The 16,965-nt window shown below is 67.9% G+C and carries 20 protein-coding genes; 10 read left to right on the top strand and 10 right to left on the bottom strand.

Annotated features, from left to right (window positions below; genetic code table 11):
* The 8 genes from HZ989_RS15000 (at nucleotide 1) to HZ989_RS14965 (ending at nucleotide 6,389) form a co-directional block, all read left to right on the top strand.
* Entirely contained in the window at nucleotides 1-177 is a 177-nt protein-coding gene (locus HZ989_RS15000; RefSeq protein WP_209321593.1) for a hypothetical protein, read from the top strand.
* Nucleotides 177-737: a cytochrome c oxidase assembly protein gene (locus HZ989_RS14995; RefSeq protein WP_209321592.1), complete on the top strand. Its 561-nt coding sequence runs from the start codon at nucleotides 177-179 to the stop codon at nucleotides 735-737. The genes HZ989_RS15000 and HZ989_RS14995 overlap by 1 nt, the downstream gene beginning before the upstream one ends.
* A 61-nt stretch (nucleotides 738-798) precedes the next feature.
* Nucleotides 799-1,668 carry a cytochrome c oxidase subunit 3 gene (locus HZ989_RS14990; RefSeq protein WP_209321591.1) on the top strand — a complete coding sequence of 290 codons (870 nt, stop codon included), beginning with the start codon at nucleotides 799-801 and terminating at the stop codon, nucleotides 1,666-1,668.
* An 8-nt stretch (nucleotides 1,669-1,676) separates the two neighbouring features.
* Nucleotides 1,677-2,072, top strand: a complete 396-nt coding sequence (locus HZ989_RS14985; protein WP_245162397.1) for a DUF983 domain-containing protein — start codon at nucleotides 1,677-1,679, stop codon at nucleotides 2,070-2,072.
* Complete coding sequence (locus HZ989_RS14980; protein WP_209321590.1) at nucleotides 2,065-2,784, top strand: SURF1 family protein; 720 nt, start codon at nucleotides 2,065-2,067, stop codon at nucleotides 2,782-2,784. Before HZ989_RS14985 ends, HZ989_RS14980 begins: the two co-directional genes overlap by 8 nt.
* 47 nt (nucleotides 2,785-2,831) lie before the next feature.
* Nucleotides 2,832-4,043: a pitrilysin family protein gene (locus HZ989_RS14975; RefSeq protein WP_209321589.1), complete on the top strand. Its 1,212-nt coding sequence runs from the start codon at nucleotides 2,832-2,834 to the stop codon at nucleotides 4,041-4,043.
* 50 nt (nucleotides 4,044-4,093) lie between these two features.
* Complete coding sequence (locus HZ989_RS14970) at nucleotides 4,094-4,678, top strand: GNAT family N-acetyltransferase (RefSeq protein ID WP_209321588.1); 585 nt, start codon at nucleotides 4,094-4,096, stop codon at nucleotides 4,676-4,678.
* 28 nt (nucleotides 4,679-4,706) lie between these two features.
* Nucleotides 4,707-6,389, top strand: a complete 1,683-nt coding sequence (locus HZ989_RS14965) for a bifunctional diguanylate cyclase/phosphodiesterase (RefSeq protein WP_209321587.1) — start codon at nucleotides 4,707-4,709, stop codon at nucleotides 6,387-6,389.
* A 46-nt stretch (nucleotides 6,390-6,435) separates the two neighbouring features.
* Here HZ989_RS14965 and HZ989_RS14960 read toward each other — a convergent pair whose 3' ends face one another.
* Nucleotides 6,436-7,005 (bottom strand): YqgE/AlgH family protein, encoded by a 570-nt coding sequence (locus HZ989_RS14960; protein WP_209321586.1) that lies wholly within the window; start codon nucleotides 7,003-7,005, stop codon nucleotides 6,436-6,438.
* 137 nt (nucleotides 7,006-7,142) lie between these two features.
* Here HZ989_RS14960 and HZ989_RS14955 point away from each other — a divergent pair, with 137 nt between their 5' ends.
* Nucleotides 7,143-7,628, top strand: coding sequence for a peroxiredoxin (locus tag HZ989_RS14955; RefSeq protein ID WP_209321585.1), 486 nt, complete (start codon nucleotides 7,143-7,145; stop codon nucleotides 7,626-7,628).
* Between the two features lie 10 nt (nucleotides 7,629-7,638).
* On the opposite strand, the gene HZ989_RS14950 is transcribed toward HZ989_RS14955, so the two are convergent.
* The 5 genes from HZ989_RS14950 to HZ989_RS14930 form a co-directional block, all read right to left on the bottom strand.
* Nucleotides 7,639-9,558: an ATP-binding protein gene (locus HZ989_RS14950; protein WP_245162396.1), complete on the bottom strand. Its 1,920-nt coding sequence runs from the start codon at nucleotides 9,556-9,558 to the stop codon at nucleotides 7,639-7,641.
* A gap of 70 nt (nucleotides 9,559-9,628) precedes the next feature.
* Nucleotides 9,629-10,660: a quinone-dependent dihydroorotate dehydrogenase gene (locus HZ989_RS14945; protein WP_209321584.1), complete on the bottom strand. Its 1,032-nt coding sequence runs from the start codon at nucleotides 10,658-10,660 to the stop codon at nucleotides 9,629-9,631.
* A complete protein-coding gene (locus HZ989_RS14940) occupies nucleotides 10,657-11,007 on the bottom strand; it encodes a DUF952 domain-containing protein (RefSeq protein ID WP_209321583.1) in 351 nt (116 codons plus the stop codon). Before HZ989_RS14940 ends, HZ989_RS14945 begins: the two co-directional genes overlap by 4 nt.
* Nucleotides 11,004-11,516: a histidine phosphatase family protein gene (locus tag HZ989_RS14935; RefSeq protein ID WP_209321582.1), complete on the bottom strand. Its 513-nt coding sequence runs from the start codon at nucleotides 11,514-11,516 to the stop codon at nucleotides 11,004-11,006. Before HZ989_RS14935 ends, HZ989_RS14940 begins: the two co-directional genes overlap by 4 nt.
* An 11-nt stretch (nucleotides 11,517-11,527) precedes the next feature.
* On the bottom strand, nucleotides 11,528-12,292 hold the full coding sequence (locus HZ989_RS14930; RefSeq protein WP_209321581.1) for a class I SAM-dependent methyltransferase: 765 nt from the start codon (nucleotides 12,290-12,292) through the stop codon (nucleotides 11,528-11,530).
* Between the two features lie 47 nt (nucleotides 12,293-12,339).
* Here HZ989_RS14930 and gloB point away from each other — a divergent pair, with 47 nt between their 5' ends.
* Nucleotides 12,340-13,068 (top strand): hydroxyacylglutathione hydrolase, encoded by a 729-nt coding sequence (gene gloB / locus HZ989_RS14925; protein ID WP_209321580.1) that lies wholly within the window; start codon nucleotides 12,340-12,342, stop codon nucleotides 13,066-13,068.
* Here gloB and HZ989_RS14920 read toward each other — a convergent pair whose 3' ends face one another.
* The 4 genes from HZ989_RS14920 to HZ989_RS14905 form a co-directional block, all read right to left on the bottom strand.
* Nucleotides 13,069-13,851, bottom strand: a complete 783-nt coding sequence (locus tag HZ989_RS14920; RefSeq protein WP_209321579.1) for a DUF4908 domain-containing protein — start codon at nucleotides 13,849-13,851, stop codon at nucleotides 13,069-13,071. It lies immediately after the preceding gene.
* Between the two features lie 49 nt (nucleotides 13,852-13,900).
* A complete protein-coding gene (phbB, locus tag HZ989_RS14915; protein ID WP_209321578.1) occupies nucleotides 13,901-14,626 on the bottom strand; it encodes an acetoacetyl-CoA reductase in 726 nt (241 codons plus the stop codon).
* Between the two features lie 88 nt (nucleotides 14,627-14,714).
* Nucleotides 14,715-15,773, bottom strand: a complete 1,059-nt coding sequence (locus HZ989_RS14910) for an NAD(P)-dependent alcohol dehydrogenase (RefSeq protein WP_209321577.1) — start codon at nucleotides 15,771-15,773, stop codon at nucleotides 14,715-14,717.
* Nucleotides 15,774-16,179: 406 nt separating this feature from the next.
* A complete protein-coding gene (locus tag HZ989_RS14905; protein WP_209321576.1) occupies nucleotides 16,180-16,929 on the bottom strand; it encodes a DUF72 domain-containing protein in 750 nt (249 codons plus the stop codon).
* Nucleotides 16,930-16,965 lie beyond the last annotated feature (36 nt).

Below are 16,965 nucleotides of genomic sequence, written 5' to 3'. Positions count from 1 at the left end.
ATGCCCACCTATCTGACCTCTGAACAACTGGCCGCCCGGAACCGCCGGAGCCTCTGGATCGCCCTGGGGCTGGCCGCCTTCGTCGTGCTGATCTTCTCGACCACCTTCCTGCGCATGCAGCGGAACCTGGCCGAGCGCACGGCCCAGCAGCAGGCCGTGGCGGAACGGACTCGTTGATGCGCCTCAAGCTGAAATCGGCCAATGCCATCGCCCTGGTCTGTGGTGCCCTGGTGCTGACCATGACGGGTGCGGCCTTCGCAGCGGTGCCGCTGTACCAGATGTTCTGCCAGGTCACCGGATTCGGCGGAACGGTTCGCCAGGCCGAGGCGGCACCGACCGAGGTTCTGGACCGGATGGTGACGGTCCGCTTCGACACCAATGTCCGCCACCTGCCGATGACCTTCCGCGCCGAACAGGTGACCCAGCGGGTCCGCATCGGCGAGACGGGCCTGGCCTATTTCGACGTGACCAACACCTCGGACCAGCCGATCCTCGCGCGGGCGGCCTACAATGTCGTGCCCGAGACGACGGGGGCCTATTTCCAGAAGCTCCAGTGTTTCTGCTTCGACGACCAGACGATCGCCGCAGGCGAGACCCTCAAGTTCCCCGTCCAGTATTTCGTCGCCCCCGAACTGGCCACCGACGCCGAGACCCGGGGCGTGCAGGAAATCACGCTGAGCTACACCTTCTATCCCGTCTCCGACGACGAAAAGCCGGCCACCACTGGCGCGGGCTGATCCCCGACGCTATAGCCCTCGACACCTTCCCGATCTCGACGATTCAGAGCCCGTAAGACGCATGGCCCACGCTCCCCACCACGACTACCACCTGGTCGATCCCAGCCCCTGGCCGCTGATCGCCTCGATCGCCACGACCATCATGATGGTCGGGGCCGTGGCCTGGATGAAGGGCGTGCTCGGCATTCCCGAGGGCAACTCCGTGCTGTTCTTCGCCGGTCTGGCCGGCGTGCTCTATGCCGCCTTCGGCTGGTGGGCCGACGTCATCAAGGAAAGCCGTCGCGGTGATCATACACCGGTCGTGTCGATCGGCCTGCGCTACGGCATGACGCTGTTCATCGCGTCGGAGGTCATGTTCTTCGCGGCCTTTTTCTGGATGTTCTTCGAGATGGCCGTGTTCAACGAAGCACGGGCCCACATCCCGGAAATCGGTAACTGGGCCGACACCGCAGCCGCCTGGTCGACGTGGCCGCCCAAGGGGGTGAATACGCTGGATCCCTGGCAGCTGCCGCTGCTGAACACCGTCATCCTGCTGCTCAGCGGCACGACAGTGACCTGGGCGCACCACTCGCTGCAGATCGGCGACCGCAAGGGAGCGCGTCTGGGCCTGATCATCACCGTGGCCCTGGGCGTCTTCTTCACCGTGGTGCAGGTCTACGAATACCACCACATCCTGCATGCGCAGGAGTTCTTCAACGCCGAGGCGGGGAACTCCAAGCTGTATGGCAACATCTTCTTCATGGCGACGGGCTTCCACGGCTTCCACGTCCTGATGGGCACCATCTTCCTGGCGGTCTGCCTGGGACGGCTCCTGGCCGGACAGTTTACGCCGGACAAGCATTTCGGCTTCGAGGCGGCGGCCTGGTACTGGCACTTCGTCGACGTGGTCTGGCTGTTCCTGTTCGCCTTCGTCTACGTCATCTTCGGCTAAGGCCGGGATTGACCGAAGGCCCCGTCAAACCCGATGCGTCCCAACCGGCGCGGATCCATGCGATCCGCGCCGGTCTGCTTTGCCGGTGCCCGAACTGCGGCAAGGGCAGGCTGTTCTCCGGCTTCCTGAAGGTGGTCGACACCTGCGCGGTCTGCGGCTTCGCCTTCACCCGGCTGAACACGGGCGACGGGGCCGCGATCTTCGTCATGCAGATCGCGGGCGGGATCGTGGTGTTTACCGCCCTGTTCGTGGAGATCGCCTGGTCGCCCCCGATGTGGGTCCATCTGGTGGTCTTCCTGCCGCTGGTTCTGATCCTGTCGCTGGGGCTGATGCGACCGGGCAAGGGGGCCATGATCGCCCTGCAGATGCGCAACAGGGCCGGACAGGCGGAACGCGATGACTGACGCGACGTCCAACGCGCCGCGTTTCCCGATCCTGCTGACGGCCTTCATCGCCGTCTGCGTGGCCATACTCTGCGCGCTCGGCACATGGCAGGTGCAGCGGCTGACGTGGAAGGAAGGCCTGATCGACCGGGCGGACGCCGCCGCCCTCCTTGCACCCGCGCCGCTGGCCGAGGTTCTGACGGCGACCGACCCGGAGTTCCGCAAGGCGCTGGTCGTCTGTCGCGGTCTGCCGACCGCCGCCTTCGTCGAACTGCAGTCCATCCATGACGGCGAACCGGGCCGTCGTCTGGTCTCGGCCTGTGTACCCGAGGGGATGACCCAGACGTTTCTGGTCGATCGCGGCTTCCTGCCCGATGCCGTGACCGAGCGGCCCCGGGTGATGGCCTCGACCCTGCCGCTGGCCATGGTGGTCGAGTTGCGTCGCACGCCACTCCCGGGCCCGATGATCCCTGCGCCGTCGCAGGGGCGATTCTTCGGCCGGGACAGTGCGGCGATGGCGGCCGCCCTGGGCGCCGCGACGCCGTCCGGGTTCACCCTCTATGCGCTCAGTTCTTCCAATCCGGAGATTCCGGCCCTGATCGCCACGGCCCCGCCGGCGGCCTTCTCGAACAACCACCTCGGCTATGCGATGACCTGGTTCGGGCTGGCGCTGGCCCTGATCGGCTTCTATGTGGCCGTACTCGTCCGTCGACGCAGAAAGACCCTCTCCTGAAATCGATCCATACCCTGTCCAACGGCGTCCGCGTGGTGTGCGATCCCATGCCTGGTCTGCGCACCCTGGCCCTGACCGTCGCGGTCCGTGGCGGGACCCGGTGGGAGAGCGAGAGCCGTTCCGGCTGGTCGCATCTGCTCGAACATCTGGTGTTCAAGGGGGCGGGCGACATGGGGGCGCGCGAGATCGTTGAGCGGATCGAGGCCGAGGGTGGCTCGATCAACGCCGCCACCGGTTATGAGCGGACCAGTTTCGAGGTTCGCGCGCTGGACGGGTCGCTGGGTCTGGCGATGCAGGTGCTGTCGGATCTGGTGTTTCGTCCCACGCTCGATCCGGTCGAGATCGAACGCGAGAAGGACGTCGTGGCCCAGGAGATCGCCGAGGCGTTCGACACGCCGGATGACCACGTCTTCGAGATGGCCCAGACCCGGTCCTTTGCCGGCCAGCCCCTGGGCCGACCGATCCTGGGGTCCGTGGACAGCCTGAAACCCGTCGATCGGGCCTCGATCGAGGCCTGGCGCGCGCGGTTGTATTCGCCCGACCGGATGGTGGTCGCGGTGTCCGGAGCGGTGGACGAGACCGAACTTCTGGCCCTGGCCGAGCGCTGGTTCGGAGATGCGGTGGCCATGCCCGCCGATGCACCGGAGCCGGCCGTTTTCACTGGCGGGGTGGCGACGCTGGGCCGCAGGATCGAGCAGGCCAATCTGGTGTTCCAGCTGCCGGCCATCCCGGTCCACGATCCGGCCATGCCCGCCATGCGGTTGTTCAGCGAGATTCTGGGCGGCGGCATGGCCTCGCGCCTGTTCCAGAGCGCACGAGAGGACCGTGGGCTGGCCTATGCCATCGACGCCTATCACGAGCCCTATGACGACACGGGCGTTCTGGGAATCTACGCCGGGGCGGCGGCCGACCGCTCGGTCGAACTGGCTCAGGTCTGCGCCGACGAGGTGCGCGATCTGACCGACAAGGGGCCGACGGATGCTGAGCTGTCGCGCGCCAAGGCCGTCCTGCGAGGCGGTGTGTGGATGTCGGACGAGAGTCCGGCCAGCCGCGCGGGGCGCAACGCCGCCCAGACCCTGATGTTCGGGCGGCCTGTCGCATCGGACGATACCGTGGCGCGGCTGCAGGCTGTGTCGATCAACGATCTGAAGGCGGTCGGCACGCGGGTGCTGACATCGGGGTTGGCATCCACGGCGGTGCTGGGGCCGAAGGCGGCGGCAGGCGCGGGCAGGGCGTTCGTGGAGCGGGTGGCAGGATAGCCTGCCTGTCCCTCTGGGAGCGGGCGGAATGATGCGCTATCGTCGTTCCCATGGCCCTGCTGGACTGGATGACGGATGCGACCGGTCCCGTGGTGGAGGGCCAGGGGGTGTTGCTGCGGCCGCCCCGGACAGGCGACTATGCGGCCTGGTCCGAATCGCGTGAGCAGTCACGCCACTATCTTGAGCCGTGGGAGCCGTCCTGGCCCGACGATGACCTGACCAGGGCGGCCTACCGACGGCGACTGGGGGTCTATGCGCGCGAGATGGAGCTGGGACACGCCTGGCCTTTTTTCGTATTCGATCCGTCAGGGCGGACGCTGTACGGGGCGATCACCCTGTCGAACGTGCGGCGCGGCGTGGCCGAGACCGGGACGTTGGGCTACTGGATCGGTCAACCGTTCGCGGGACAGGGGCTCGCCACGGCGGCGGTGCGGACGATGACGCGCTTCGCCTTCCAGTCGGCCCGCCTGCACCGGCTGGAGGCGTCGTGCCTGCCGACCAACCTGGCGTCGCGCCGGGTGCTGGAAAAAGCGGGTTTTGTGAAGGAAGGCGAGGCCCGGGCTTATCTCAAAATTAACGGGGTGTGGGCAGACCATATCCTGTTCGGCCTCGTGTGCGACGACCCCGTGGTATGAAGCCACCGCTGAAGGAAACCATGACCTCGTGACCGGGCGATCCAGACACCAGACCTGGGACGCGACCACGGCGATCGAGGCGCTTGCCGCCGCCGATTCCGCCCTGTGGATCTGGACGCCTGCCGAGGATTCCCTGCGGTTCACCGGCGCCACACGGTCGTTGGGTCTGGGACCCCTGGCCCCCGATTGCTCGAGCGCCGCCTTCATCGCCCTGGCATTGCCCCAGGACCGGGCGCTGGCCGAACGGGTCCTGAAGCCCGCCGAGGAGGGAACCGAAATCGCCGTGCGACTTCGCATGCGCGGGTTCGAGACCTGTCTCTGGCGCGGCGTCTGGCTGGAGGACGGTCTGCGCGCCGCCGGCATGGTGGCCATGGAGACCAGGATTTCCGGCTCGGACAAGGATTCCCTGACCGGCCTGCTGGACCGTCGAACCTTTCTGACCCGGGCGGCGGAGACCCTGACGGCACCGGGCGAATACGACATGGTCGTCGCTGACATCGACCGGCTGCGGCGCCTGAACGAGGCCCTGGGCCACGACCGGACGGACATGGTGATTTCGGCCCTGGGGTCGCGGATGTCGGCCGCCTTCTCGCACGACGCGTCGCCGGCCCGGATCGGAGAGGACGAGTTCGCGGTCCTGCTGCCGCGGGGAATCGGCAATGCCGCCAACCGCCTGCGCGCGGCGCTGGAGCAGCCACTGCGGGTCGCGGGGTTCGACATCTATCCGACCGTCTCGATCGGCTCGGTCACCTGCGAGGGTGGACCGGACGCGTCCGATGCCGCCGAGTTGCTGCGCCGGGTCGAACTGGCCGTCGGTTCGGCCAAGAAGGTCGGGCGCGGCGGGGCCGCTGTCTATGGCCGGGGGCTGGAAAGCGACAGCCTGTCCCGGCTGGCGCTGGAGGCGGATCTGAGGAACGCCTTCGTCCGCGGCGAGATCGAGCCCTTCTTCCAGCCGATCGTGAACCTGAACACCGGGGCCGTGGCCGGGTTCGAGGCCCTGGCCCGCTGGCGTCATCCCAAGCGCGGCCTGGTGCCGCCTGACGAATTCCTGGGCCTGACCGACGAGATGGGCCTGATGAACGATCTGGGCCTGATGATGATGACCCAGTCGGCGCGGCAGCTGGCCAACTGGTTGCAGCGCCACCCCACGGCCGGAAACCTGTTCTGTTCGGTGAACCTGTCGGTCGGCGAGATCGAGCGGCCGAATCTGGTTGATGACGTGGCCCGCGTCATCAAGGAGACCGGCCTGCCGCGCGGTGCGCTGAAGCTGGAAGTCACCGAAGGCGACATCATGCGTGACGCGACGTCCGCCGCCGTGATCCTGAAGAAGCTGAAGGACGTGGGGGCCTCGCTGGCGCTGGACGACTTCGGCACCGGGTTCTCATCGCTCAGCTATCTGGCCCGTCTGCCGTTCGATACGCTGAAGATCGACCGTTATTTCGTGCTGACGATGAACAAGGACGAGGGCTCGGCCAAGATCGTCAAATCGGTCGTCAACCTGGGCCGTGACCTGTCGCTGGAAGTGGTCGCCGAAGGCGTGGAGAACGCCACCCTGGCCAAGCTGCTGCTCGACGCCCAGTGCCACTATGGCCAGGGGTTCGGCTATGCCCCCGCCCTGCCGGCGCAGGAGGCCGAGGTCTATCTGAACGAAAGCCTTTCCGACGGTGCCGCGCCGCTGAAGGCCCGCTCGGCCCAGGCCCTGATCGGCTGAGGCGGAATCGCGAAGCGATGCGGCCTCAGCCGCTCTGGCTCCACCTCTAGGCGCGCCCGCTCTGGCTCGACAGCCGGGCCGCATCGACGCCGATCCCGGCCAGGGCCCGCGTCCATTTCGTATCGAAATCGGTATCGAACAGCAGGTCCATGTCTGCATCAGCCGTCAGCCAGACGTTGTCGGCCAGTTCCTCTTCCAGCTGTCCGTCGCCCCAGCCCGCATAGCCGAGCAGCAGTACTGAACGCCGCGGACCGCTCAGTGGATCGGTCATGGCGCCAAGGGCCTCCCGCGTCGCGGTCAGGGACAGCCCCTCGATGATCGGCGAGGAGCTGTCCTCGACCGTCCAGTCGTCGGTGTGCAGCACGAAGCCCCGTTCGCGCTCCACCGGGCCGCCGACCAGGACGTGCGTCGATGTGGTCCGGTCGGGGGCGGCGACATCCAGCCGGGTCAACACGCTCTTCAAGGTCACGCCGGGAGCGGGCCGGTCGATTCGCAGGCCCATGGCGTGATCCGGGCCGTGGGCGCAAACGAGGATCACGGCGTGCTCGAACCGGGGATCGCCGATGCCGGGCATGGCCACCAGCAGGCGTCCGGCGAGTGATTGGAAACCGATCATGACGGCATGATCGGGTGCAGAAGGCCCGGGCGCAAGCGGGGGTGGATCACGATGTCGCTTGGCGGGGCGGCCTGCTCGCCCTAGAGGACGGCATCGGTGCCCCGTGCGCCTTCCGTCCTCTTCTCCGGAGCCAGCCCATGACGATCCAGATCGGCGAACGCATCCCGCACGCAGTCCTGATGACCCCGACAGCAGACGGTCCCCGCCCGGTTCAGACCGAGGCGTTTTTCAAGGGCAGGACGGTCGCCCTGTTCGCCGTGCCGGGAGCCTTCACTCCGACCTGTTCGGCCCGCCACCTGCCGGGCTTCGTCGACAACAGGTCGGCCCTGACGGACAAGGGTGTCGATGCCATCGCCTGCCTGTCGGTCAACGATGCCTTCGTGATGAAGGCCTGGGCCGAGAGCCAGAGCCTGACCGAGGACGATGTCGTCATGCTGGCCGACGGTTCGGGCGACTTCACGCGGACTCTGGGCCTGACGCTGGACGCGCGCGGCTTCGGCATGGGCGAGCGCTCGCAACGCTATTCGATGCTGGTCAAGGACGGTGTCGTCGAACAGCTGAACATCGAGCAGGGCGGCGAGTTCAAGGTCTCGTCCGCCGAGTACCTGCTGGCGCAGCTCTGATTCGGGGGGGCTACGCCGCGACGACGGGTCCGGCTGCTGTCGGGGTCGTCTCGTCCTGAGCCTCTGACAGGACGTGGTTCAATGCGCCGAGCAGGGCGGCCGGCGTCAGGGGCTTGGAGACGAAATAGTTCATGCCTGCGGCCATGCAGGCGGCGACGTCGTCCGGCGCTGTATCGGCGGTGACGGCGATGACGGGGACGCCGGCATTGATCCCTCCGCCGGCACGCAGCCGACGCGTGGCCTCGCGACCGTCCAGCTCCGGCATCCGCACGTCCATGAAGATGACGTCGAAGGCGGCGGCTTCACACTGGGCCAGGGCCAGCAGGCCATCTGCGGCCGTCGCGATGTCGCAGCCAAGCGGGGCCAGGATCAGCTCGACGGCCCGACGATTGATGTCGTGGTCGTCGACCACAAGGACGCGCAGGGCCCGCTCGCCATCCTCGGGCTCGACGATCTCGTCGGCCTGATGTCGGGGTTCCGGGGCGGTTTCGACCGGCGCATCCACGGCGATCCGTGTCCCCCGGCTGGCCGCCATGCGTGGGGCCAGGCTGCGGACAAGGTCGCCACGGTTGTCGTCGCTCAAGGTCCTGGGGGTGATCGCTTCGGCATCGCCCCTGGGGAGCAGCAGTGAAACGGTGAAGGCGGCACCCTGGCCCGGACGGCTGCGCGCCGTCAGGCGGCCGCCCATCAACCGGGCCAGATCACGGCTGATCGACAGGCCCAGGCCCGTGCCGCCGTGGCGCGCGCTGACGCCCTGCGCGGTCTGGTCGAAGGGGGTGAACAGACGGTCCAGCTGATCCGCCGTCATGCCGGGGCCGGTGTCGACCACTTCGATCAGAACGGCATAGTTGGCCGGCTCTTCGGTCCAGACTTTCAGGTTCAGGGTGACCGAACCCTCGGCCGTGAACTTCATGGCGTTGGAAATCAGGTTGTTCAGCATCTGACGCAGCCGCATGGGGTCGCCCCGCACGGCTGCGGGGACGCTGGAGGCCCCCTGGACGCGGAGGGACAGCCCCCTGGCGCGGGCCTCTCCCTGCCAGAACATCACGGTCTGGGCGATCAGGCTGCGCAGGTTGAAATCGACCGTTTCGACCGTCATGCGGCCCGCGCCCAGCTTGGCGTGGTCCAGCAGGTCGTCGAGAAGGGCCTTCATCATGATGCCGGCGTCAGTGATCAGGGCGGCCTGCGACCTGGCGGCACCGTCCACGGCCCCGCGCTCCAGCCCGGCTGCGCCCGACACGATTGCGCTGATCGGCGTGCGCAGGTCATGGCTGACGGCGGCCAGGAAAGCGGCGTGACCGGCCATGGCGGCCTCCGCATCGGCCCTGCGTCGATCGGCGTCCAGGCGTGCGGCGCTCTCGGCCCGGGCGGAGCGCTCCAGGCCCGTCCAGGTCGACAGACAGTAGGACGCGAACATACAATAGGCGACGCAGACGGCGGTCAGAAAGGACGGCGACGCGCCGTACCACGACATCCAGAACGGCATGGCGAGCATGTAGAGAAAGTGCGGCATGATCGTCACCGCAAAGACGCCGCGCGATCCCGGTGAGTTGATCGTGCAGTAGATGGCGCCCGATGCACACAGGACGGCCGCGCAGACGCCGCCCATCGGCCCGCCGATCAGCCACAACGGGATCGACAGGCTGCTGAACGCCGAGGCATTGGAAAACAGCACGACCCAGCCGGCCGCATTGCGCAGCGGACCCATCCGCACGGATTTGCCGCTGTTGATGGGCGCGAAGACCAGCATTTCGACCAGCTGGATCAGGAAATATCCCGTGACCCACAGCATGCTGAATTTCCAGCCGAACATAGGGCTGAAGATCATGGCGATGGCGGCACCCATGCCGAGGCGCTGCAGCATCGCGCGTCGACGGCTGCGGATCGCGGGGGCCCAGCTGTTCGGCGTGTCCGTGCTGGCCTCCGACATGCTTGCCTCTGTAGACTGGCGGTGTTGGTCCAGCATCCGGAGACCATGACAGGTCGGGCCTAACGCTCCGTCAACACGGACGGCCGACCGCCTCGGCGATCGAAGAAAAGCCCTCGGCTCGAAGTCTGGCGGCGAGGTCGCGCTTGATCCGGCCGACCAGCCCGGGCCCCTCATAGATCAGGGCCGAATAGATCTGGATCGCCGTTGCCCCGGCCCGAATGCGGTCCCAGGCGTCCCGGCCGGATGCGATCCCGCCCACGCCGATCAAGGGAATCCGGCCGGCAGCGGCGGCGGCGGCCTCACGCAGGGCGGTCAGGGCGCGCGCCTTCAGGGGTTCTCCGGAAAGCCCGCCCGCTTCGGCCCGATCCGGCGCGCGGAGGCTGTCGGGCCGGTCCAGCGTGGTGTTGGACACGATCAGGGCATCGATGCGATGGGCCAGGGCGGCCTCGACGATCATGGCGATCTCGTCGGCCGTCAGGTCGGGTGCGATCTTCAGGAAGACGGGGGCGGGCGTCGTGCGAGCCTCGGCGACACGGCCCAGCAGGTCGTCCAGTGCATCGCGGCCCTGCAGGGCGCGCAGGCCCGGCGTATTGGGCGATGAGATGTTCACGGTGAAATAGTCGGACAGGCCGCCCAGACCGCGCAGGCCGGTGACGTAGTCGGCCGCGCGATCCCCGGTGTCCTTGTTGGCCCCCAGATTGGCCCCCACGATCGTCGCGGGCGGGCGTCGACGCAGGTGGGCGGCGAAGGCGTCAAGGCCGTCGTTGTTGAAGCCCATCCGGTTGATGATCGCCCGGTCCTCGGTCAGGCGAAACAGGCGCGGCCGGGGATTGCCGGGCTGGGCCAGCGGCGTGACCGAGCCGCATTCCACGAAGCCGAAGCCGAGACGGGACAGGCCGGCGAGAGCCTCGGCATTCTTGTCGAGGCCGGCCGCCAGGCCGACCGGATTGGGCAGGTTCAGCCCGGCGATCCGGGTGGCCAGGATGGGGTCGTCGGGGGCCGCAGCCGGGATCGGCGCATGCTTCAGGGCCCGGATGGCCAGTCCGTGCGCCGTTTCGGGGTCCAGCAGACGCAGCGCCGCCGCGCCGAAATCGGGGATCACGCCGCGCCATCCTCGAAGACCAGGCGGCCGTCCGCCGATACGGAACAGGCCCGGGCGCGTGTCACCGCCCGGGTCGGAAGCGGGCCGTGGACATGCGGAAACAGGGCCCCGCCCCGTGACGGCTCCCACAGGACTGTGTCGCCCAGCGCCGTCAGATCGACGCTGAGCAGCATCAGGTCGGCTCGCCCGGCAAAGTGCTTCCCGGCCGTGCCCGGCAGCTGTTCGGCGGTGGACAGGTGGATGAATCCATCGGCGATGTCGACGTCCGAGCCGTTGTAGATTCCTTCGAAGAGGGCCCTTCGCCATTCGGCAACGTCGATGATCTTGAAGGCGACCGGATCGTTCACTCGTCCGCTCCGCCACCGAAGGCCTTGGGCGTCAGGAAGCCGTCGTAGGCGCAGCGACCGGCCACATCGACCTCGAAGACGGCGGCGGCGCCCGTCGGAAAGCCCCCGGCCATCCGGTCCAGGATCGAAGGCGAGGCGGCGCTTTCGGTCAGATATTCCAGCGCCAGGGTGTGGATACCCGGATTGTGGGCCATGACCAGCAGGCAACCCGCCTGTTCCTCCGCGTCCTCAACCAGCCGACGGATCGTGTGGGTGGACGCATCGTAGAGGCGGGGTTCGATCCGCACCTCGACGTCGCCCAGGGCTTCGTGAACCGCATCCCAGGTCTGGCGCGTGCGCACGGCCGGAGACACCAGGGCGAGGTCCGGCCGCAGCCCCTTTTCGACCAGGATACGGCCCATCAGGATCGCGTCGTCGAGCCCGCGTGGCGTCAGGGCGCGGTCGCGGTCCAGGCCCGAGACGGCGGCGCGTTCGGTCTTGGCATGACGCATCAGGATCAGATGGTGCATGGCCTAGCCGCTTAAAGCGGTTCGCGTTCCGCATCCAGCCCGGTTACGTTTGGCGTGCGTGTCGCGGGCTGGGGCTGAAGGCCGCGCACCTCGGCCCGGACGCGCCGGGCCACGCCCGTGGGGCGGATGTGGGCATAGGCCTGGCGCGTGGCTTCCAGCAGGATGACGCCCGCGAAGCCCGGGGCGATCCGGCGACCGACCTGCTCGAATCCGTCGGCCAGTCCGAGCAGGGGCGGCCACGGCGGGACATACAGGGTCTGGGACCAGGCCGTGGGCTCGAGCCCCGCCGCGCGCACCAGCCGCTCCAGCTGGCCTCGGGTGAAGGGCCGGCCGTGACCGAAGGGCGTCGCCTCGGCCCGCGCCCACAGACCGCCCCGGGCAGCGGCGGCCAGGATGATCCGACCGGCGGGTGCCAGGGCGCGGACCGCCTCGGTCAGCAACTGTGTCGGATCGTCCGCCTCTTCCAGGGCATGGACCAGCAACACACGGTCGAACGAACCGGCGGCGAACGGCAGTCGCCGGTCGTCGACCAGAAGGGTGCGGTTGCGACCGGCGGCCGGCCACAGCTCGACCCCCTGGCCGGAGGGCATGGCGGCGATCACCCGGCGCGCGCCGACGAAGGCATCCAGCCAGGGCGTGGCATAGCCGATGCCCAGCACGTCGCACCCGTTGGCCTCGCCCCACGCATCGTCCAGCCGCCTGGCCAGCAGGCGCCGGACCAGCGCCCCGGTGGGTTCGCCGTAGAAGGTTCGCAGGTCTTCGATGGCACGGCGCATGGCAAGGACTATATGGCCATCAGGCCCCGCGATCCAAGGACGACCCCATGCCCGTGACCGTTCACCTGTTTCCGGCGCGCACGGACAACTATGCCTTTCTGGTGCGGGACGAGGCGACGGGCGCGGTCGCTGCGATCGACACGCCCGACGCCCAGGTGATCCTGGACGGGATCGCGTCGCTGGGGTGGGGCCGGCTGGACCGGATCGTCAACACCCACTGGCACCCCGACCACACCGAGGGCAACGCCCGGCTTCAGGCCGAGACCGGCTGCGACATCTGGGGTCCGGAAGAGGTTCGCAAGGTCGCTCCCCTGGATCGGGTGATCGAGGAGGGTGATCTGGTCACGATCGGCCAGACCCGCCTGCATGTCACGGCCACGCCCGGCCACACGCTGGGCCACGTCGTGCTGCGCTCGGTCGAGGACGGCATCGCCTTCACCGGCGACACCCTGTTCCCATTGGGCTGCGGGCGGCTGTTCGAGGGGACGCCGGAACAGATGTGGGACAGCCTGGGCCGCCTGCTGGCCTGGCCTGACGCGACGGTCCTGTATGGTGCCCACGAATACACGGCTGCCAATGCGCGCTTCACCCTGAGCGTGGACGATCGTCCCGAAGTCGCGGCCCATGCGGCGTCGATCTTTGCGGCGCGCGAGCGGGGCGAGCCGACCGTGCCGACGACCATGGCGGTGGAGCGGGCCTTCAACCCATTCCTGACGGCGGGCGATGCGGCCGCGTTCGCCCGGCGGCGTGCGGCGAAGGACAGCTTTGCGGGCTGATCAGCCTTCGGCGACCGCGCGAATGATCCGGGCCGAGGACGGGCGTCCGGCCTGACCTTCGTCAGGATCGACCACGACGCGCAGGTCGCCGCCCGTGAAGGTCACCGAACTGCGACTGCCCTCGACCAGGGTGATGCTGCGCAGGGTGGCGATGCTGGCTCGAAAGGTGGGGCTGGCCGCCATCCGGATGACGGCCTCGGTCGAGACGATCAGGGCATCGACCATCAGCGCCTCCGACCGTTCGCCCGACAGATTGATGACGACAAGCCGCCCCAGCGCCTGACTGACCAGGCTGCCGCGCTGCGTCATCAGGCTGAAGAGTCGAACCGGCCCGAGCGTCGGCAGGGTCAGGGGGGCGGCCTCGCCCGTCCTGGAGACCGGCGCGCCGTTCGGGGCCAGGGTCGTATAAAGCGTGATGCCGCCCGACGGCGTGACGCGCAGGATCTGCGAGCCGGCGTCGTTGCGATAGATGATGTCGCCGCGCGGGGCCGGGGTGGCGCGCAGCACCCAGGTTTCGGGCCGACGTTCGAAGCGGAACAGAGGCAGGCCCCCGGCGCCGTCCAGGATGAAGGCCTCGCCCCCGTCCGAGACGTAGCGACCGGAGGCCGGCAGTCCCCTGCGCATGGGCGGGATGCCGATGGCCCGGCTTTGCTCGGCCTGGGCATTGCCGCGCACCTGACCGAGGGCCAGAGTCGGACACGACAGGGCCGCGACGACGACGGCGACCGCCATCGCCGACGCGACCGGCCTTCCTGCCGTCTCGACCCGGACCCTCGATTTCATGGCCGGATCGTTGCGCCGGGTGCGCGGCGGATTTTGGGCAGCCTGCCGGTCAGCCGACCAGGTATTGACCGCCGTTCAGCGACAGGGTGCAGCCTGTGACATATCCGGCACGCTCACCCGACAGCCAGGACACCATGTCGGCGATCTCCTCACCCTTGCCCAGACGTCCCACGGGGATCTGGGCGATGATGGAATCGAGCACCTTCTGGTCCATCGCACCCACCATCTCGGTGTCGATATAGCCCGGTGCGATACAGTTGACGGTCACGCCCTTGCGCGCGTTTTCAAGGGCAAGAGCCTTGGTGAAGCCGATCATCCCGGCCTTGGCGGCGGAATAGTTGGTCTGGCCGATCTGGCCCTTCTGGCCGTTGATCGAGGAGATGTTGACGATGCGGCCAAAGCCCCGGTCGCGCATGCCGTTGATGACCTGGCGTGTCATGTTGAACACGCTGTCCATGTTGACCCGGATCACGTCGGACCACTGATCGGCGCTCATCTTGTGGAAGAAGCCGTCGCGGGTGATGCCGGCATTGTTGATCAGCACGTCGATAGGCCCCAGCTCTGCCTCCACATCGGCGACGGCGCGGGCGCAGTCGTCATAGGAGCCGACGTTGCCCTTCACCACCATGACGCCCAGTTCGCGGGCCGTGGCCTCGGCCGCCTCGGCATTGCCGGAATAGCCGCAGGCGACGGCCATGCCGTCTTCCTTCAGCCGCTGTGCGATCGCCTTGCCGATGCCGCGGGTTCCACCCGTGACCAGTGCCACTCGTGCCATGTGCGTGTCCTGTTCCCTGACGGCCCCGTCTGACGCGGGGCCTCTCCGAGAGCAGGTCTAACCCGGGCGGGTTCGCGCGGGAACCCCGCTAGAGCTGTGCCATGTCGATGACGAAGCGGTAGCGGACGTCGGATTTCTCCAGCCGGGCATAGGCCTCGTTGATCTGCGATGGCGCGATGACCTCGATGTCGGAGGCCAGGCCGTGCTCGGCGCAGAAGTCGAGCATCTCCTGGGTCTCGCGAATGCCGCCGATCAGGGACCCGGCGACCGAGCGGCGACGCCACAGGAGCGGCAGGGCGAAGACCGGAAGGGCCTCTGTCGTCAGGCCCAGCATGACCATGGTGCCGTCGTGGGCCAGCAGTTGCAGGTGGCCGGCGATCTCATGCGTGGCCGAGACGGTGTTGATGATGAGGTCGAACTTCTCGGCCGCTGCCTTCATCGCGGCCTTGTCGGAGTTGATGAGGAAGTGTTTCGCCCCCATCCGCTCGGCATCGGCCTTCTTGCGATCCGAGGTCGACAGCACAGTGACCTCGGCCCCCATCGCGGCCGCCTGTTTGACGGCCATATGGCCGAGACCGCCCAGGCCGATCACGGCGACCTTCGATCCCGGCTTGATGCCCCAGTGCTTCAGCGGTGAATAGGTGGTGATCCCGGCGCACAGCAGAGGCGCCGCGACGTCCAGGGGGATCGAATCGGGGATGGTGACGACGAAGGCCTGATCCACGACGATCTTGTCCGAGTATCCGCCCTGGGTGATCTTTTCGCCGGACTGGTCGGCGTGTTTGTCGGGCGCGCCATAGGTGCCGGTCATGCCCGGGACGCAGTACTGTTCGTCGCCGGCCTTGCAGGGACCGCAGACCCGGCAGCTGTCGACCATGCAGCCGACGCCGACACGGTCGCCGACCTTGAACCGGGTCACATTGGCACCGACCGCCGTGACGATGCCCGCGATCTCGTGGCCCGGGACGATCGGATAGACGGTGTTGCCCAGGTCGTTCTTCACGATGTGCAGGTCCGAGTGGCAGATGCCCGCGAACCTGATGTCGATGGCGACATCGTCCGCCCCCGGATCCCGGCGCGTGAAAGTATAGGGCGTCAGCGGCGCAGTGGATGTGGTCGCGGCGAAGGCGCGGGTGGCGATGGGCATGGGGAGGCTCCTGAAACGGCTGCCCGACAGTTGTGCCTTCAAGGCGTCGGGCACAAGATCGGATCAGCAGGGAGCACGGAAATGGTTGGTATCGTCGAATGGTTCGGGAACCAGACGAGGCCCTGTCCGGGGGGTGCCGCATTGTCATCCCCGACGCAGCGCAGCGGAGATCGCTCTCTTGTCATCCCCGACGCAGCGAAGCGGAGATCGGGGACGGCCCCGGGCCTAGCGTTCATCCTCCCGGAAGCGGCGTCAGCCGCTATCCGGGAGACAGGTCAGGGCATGGCAGCGACTGCCGGCTGTCTCCCGGATAATCGCGCTGCGATTTCCGGGAGCGTCGACGGCGCGCTCCGGCCCGTCCCGGATCACCGCTGCGCGGTGTCCGGGATGACAAGCCGCTCCCCGTCTATTTGAGCTTCTCGATCAGGGCCTGCGCCGCGGCCGGGTTGCGCACCTTGGCCCCGGCGATGAAATAGGCGAACACCGCGCCGCGTTTGGCCCAGGCCCGGGTTTGATCGGCCACGGCGTCCAGTTCGGCCGACGTCATGCCGGTCGGTTCGTCCTCGCGGCTCGACATCAGCCGGGCGTAGGTAAAGTCGGCGGTCGGCTGGTCGATCCGGGGCCATTCGGGGGCCTCGTCGTCCACGGCATAGACGATGGCCACCCCGTATTTCGCAGCCAGATCGTAGAAGGCCGGCGTGTCGAAGGTCGGATTGCGGACCTCCAGCGCATGGCGCAGGCGGATGCCGTCCCTTTCCTTGGGCAGCAGTTTCAGAAACCCCTCGAAATCGACCGGGTCGAATTTCTTGGTCCCCATGAACTGCCAGTTGATGGGGCCAAGCTTGTCGCCCAGGGCCGTCATCCCCTGGCCCAGGAACCGCTCCATCGACTCGCCCATGTCGGACAGGATCTTGCGGTTGGTGCAGTAGCGGCTGGCCTTGACCGAGAAGACGAAGCCTTCCGGCGTCTCGTCGCGCCACTTCATCCAGCTGTCGGGCTTGAAGGTCGAATAGTAGGTGCCGTTGATCTCGATCGAGGTCAGGGCGCGCGAGGCGAACGCCAGCTCCTTCTTCTGGCTCAGCTTGTCCGGATAGAAGACGCCGCGCCATGGCTCATAGGTCCAGCCGCCGATGCCGATATGGATGGGGTGGGTCATCAATGGGCTCCTTCGCGCCGACTGTCCGCCGTGATC

Source organism: Brevundimonas sp. AJA228-03, assembly GCF_017795885.1.
Taxonomy (GTDB): Bacteria; Pseudomonadota; Alphaproteobacteria; order Caulobacterales; family Caulobacteraceae; genus Brevundimonas.
The sequence above is the reverse complement of the archived record's forward strand: the minus strand, read 5'-3'. Positions and strand labels throughout refer to the sequence as shown.

Coding starts and splice junctions, on each gene's coding strand:
- HZ989_RS15000 (WP_209321593.1), top strand. CDS start 1: ATGCCCACCTATCTGACCTCTGAACAACTGGCCGCCCGGAACCGCCGG.
- HZ989_RS14980 (WP_209321590.1), top strand. CDS start 2,065: ATGACTGACGCGACGTCCAACGCGCCGCGTTTCCCGATCCTGCTGACG.
- HZ989_RS14905 (WP_209321576.1), bottom strand. CDS start 16,929: ATGACCCACCCCATCCATATCGGCATCGGCGGCTGGACCTATGAGCCA.
- HZ989_RS14920 (WP_209321579.1), bottom strand. CDS start 13,851: ATGAAATCGAGGGTCCGGGTCGAGACGGCAGGAAGGCCGGTCGCGTCG.
- HZ989_RS14950 (WP_245162396.1), bottom strand. CDS start 9,558: ATGTCGGAGGCCAGCACGGACACGCCGAACAGCTGGGCCCCCGCGATC.
- HZ989_RS14930 (WP_209321581.1), bottom strand. CDS start 12,292: ATGCGCCGTGCCATCGAAGACCTGCGAACCTTCTACGGCGAACCCACC.
- HZ989_RS14990 (WP_209321591.1), top strand. CDS start 799: ATGGCCCACGCTCCCCACCACGACTACCACCTGGTCGATCCCAGCCCC.
- HZ989_RS14955 (WP_209321585.1), top strand. CDS start 7,143: ATGACGATCCAGATCGGCGAACGCATCCCGCACGCAGTCCTGATGACC.
- HZ989_RS14970 (WP_209321588.1), top strand. CDS start 4,094: ATGGCCCTGCTGGACTGGATGACGGATGCGACCGGTCCCGTGGTGGAG.
- HZ989_RS14935 (WP_209321582.1), bottom strand. CDS start 11,516: ATGCACCATCTGATCCTGATGCGTCATGCCAAGACCGAACGCGCCGCC.
- HZ989_RS14910 (WP_209321577.1), bottom strand. CDS start 15,773: ATGCCCATCGCCACCCGCGCCTTCGCCGCGACCACATCCACTGCGCCG.
- HZ989_RS14975 (WP_209321589.1), top strand. CDS start 2,832: ATGCCTGGTCTGCGCACCCTGGCCCTGACCGTCGCGGTCCGTGGCGGG.
- HZ989_RS14995 (WP_209321592.1), top strand. CDS start 177: ATGCGCCTCAAGCTGAAATCGGCCAATGCCATCGCCCTGGTCTGTGGT.
- gloB (WP_209321580.1), top strand. CDS start 12,340: ATGCCCGTGACCGTTCACCTGTTTCCGGCGCGCACGGACAACTATGCC.
- HZ989_RS14960 (WP_209321586.1), bottom strand. CDS start 7,005: ATGATCGGTTTCCAATCACTCGCCGGACGCCTGCTGGTGGCCATGCCC.
- phbB (WP_209321578.1), bottom strand. CDS start 14,626: ATGGCACGAGTGGCACTGGTCACGGGTGGAACCCGCGGCATCGGCAAG.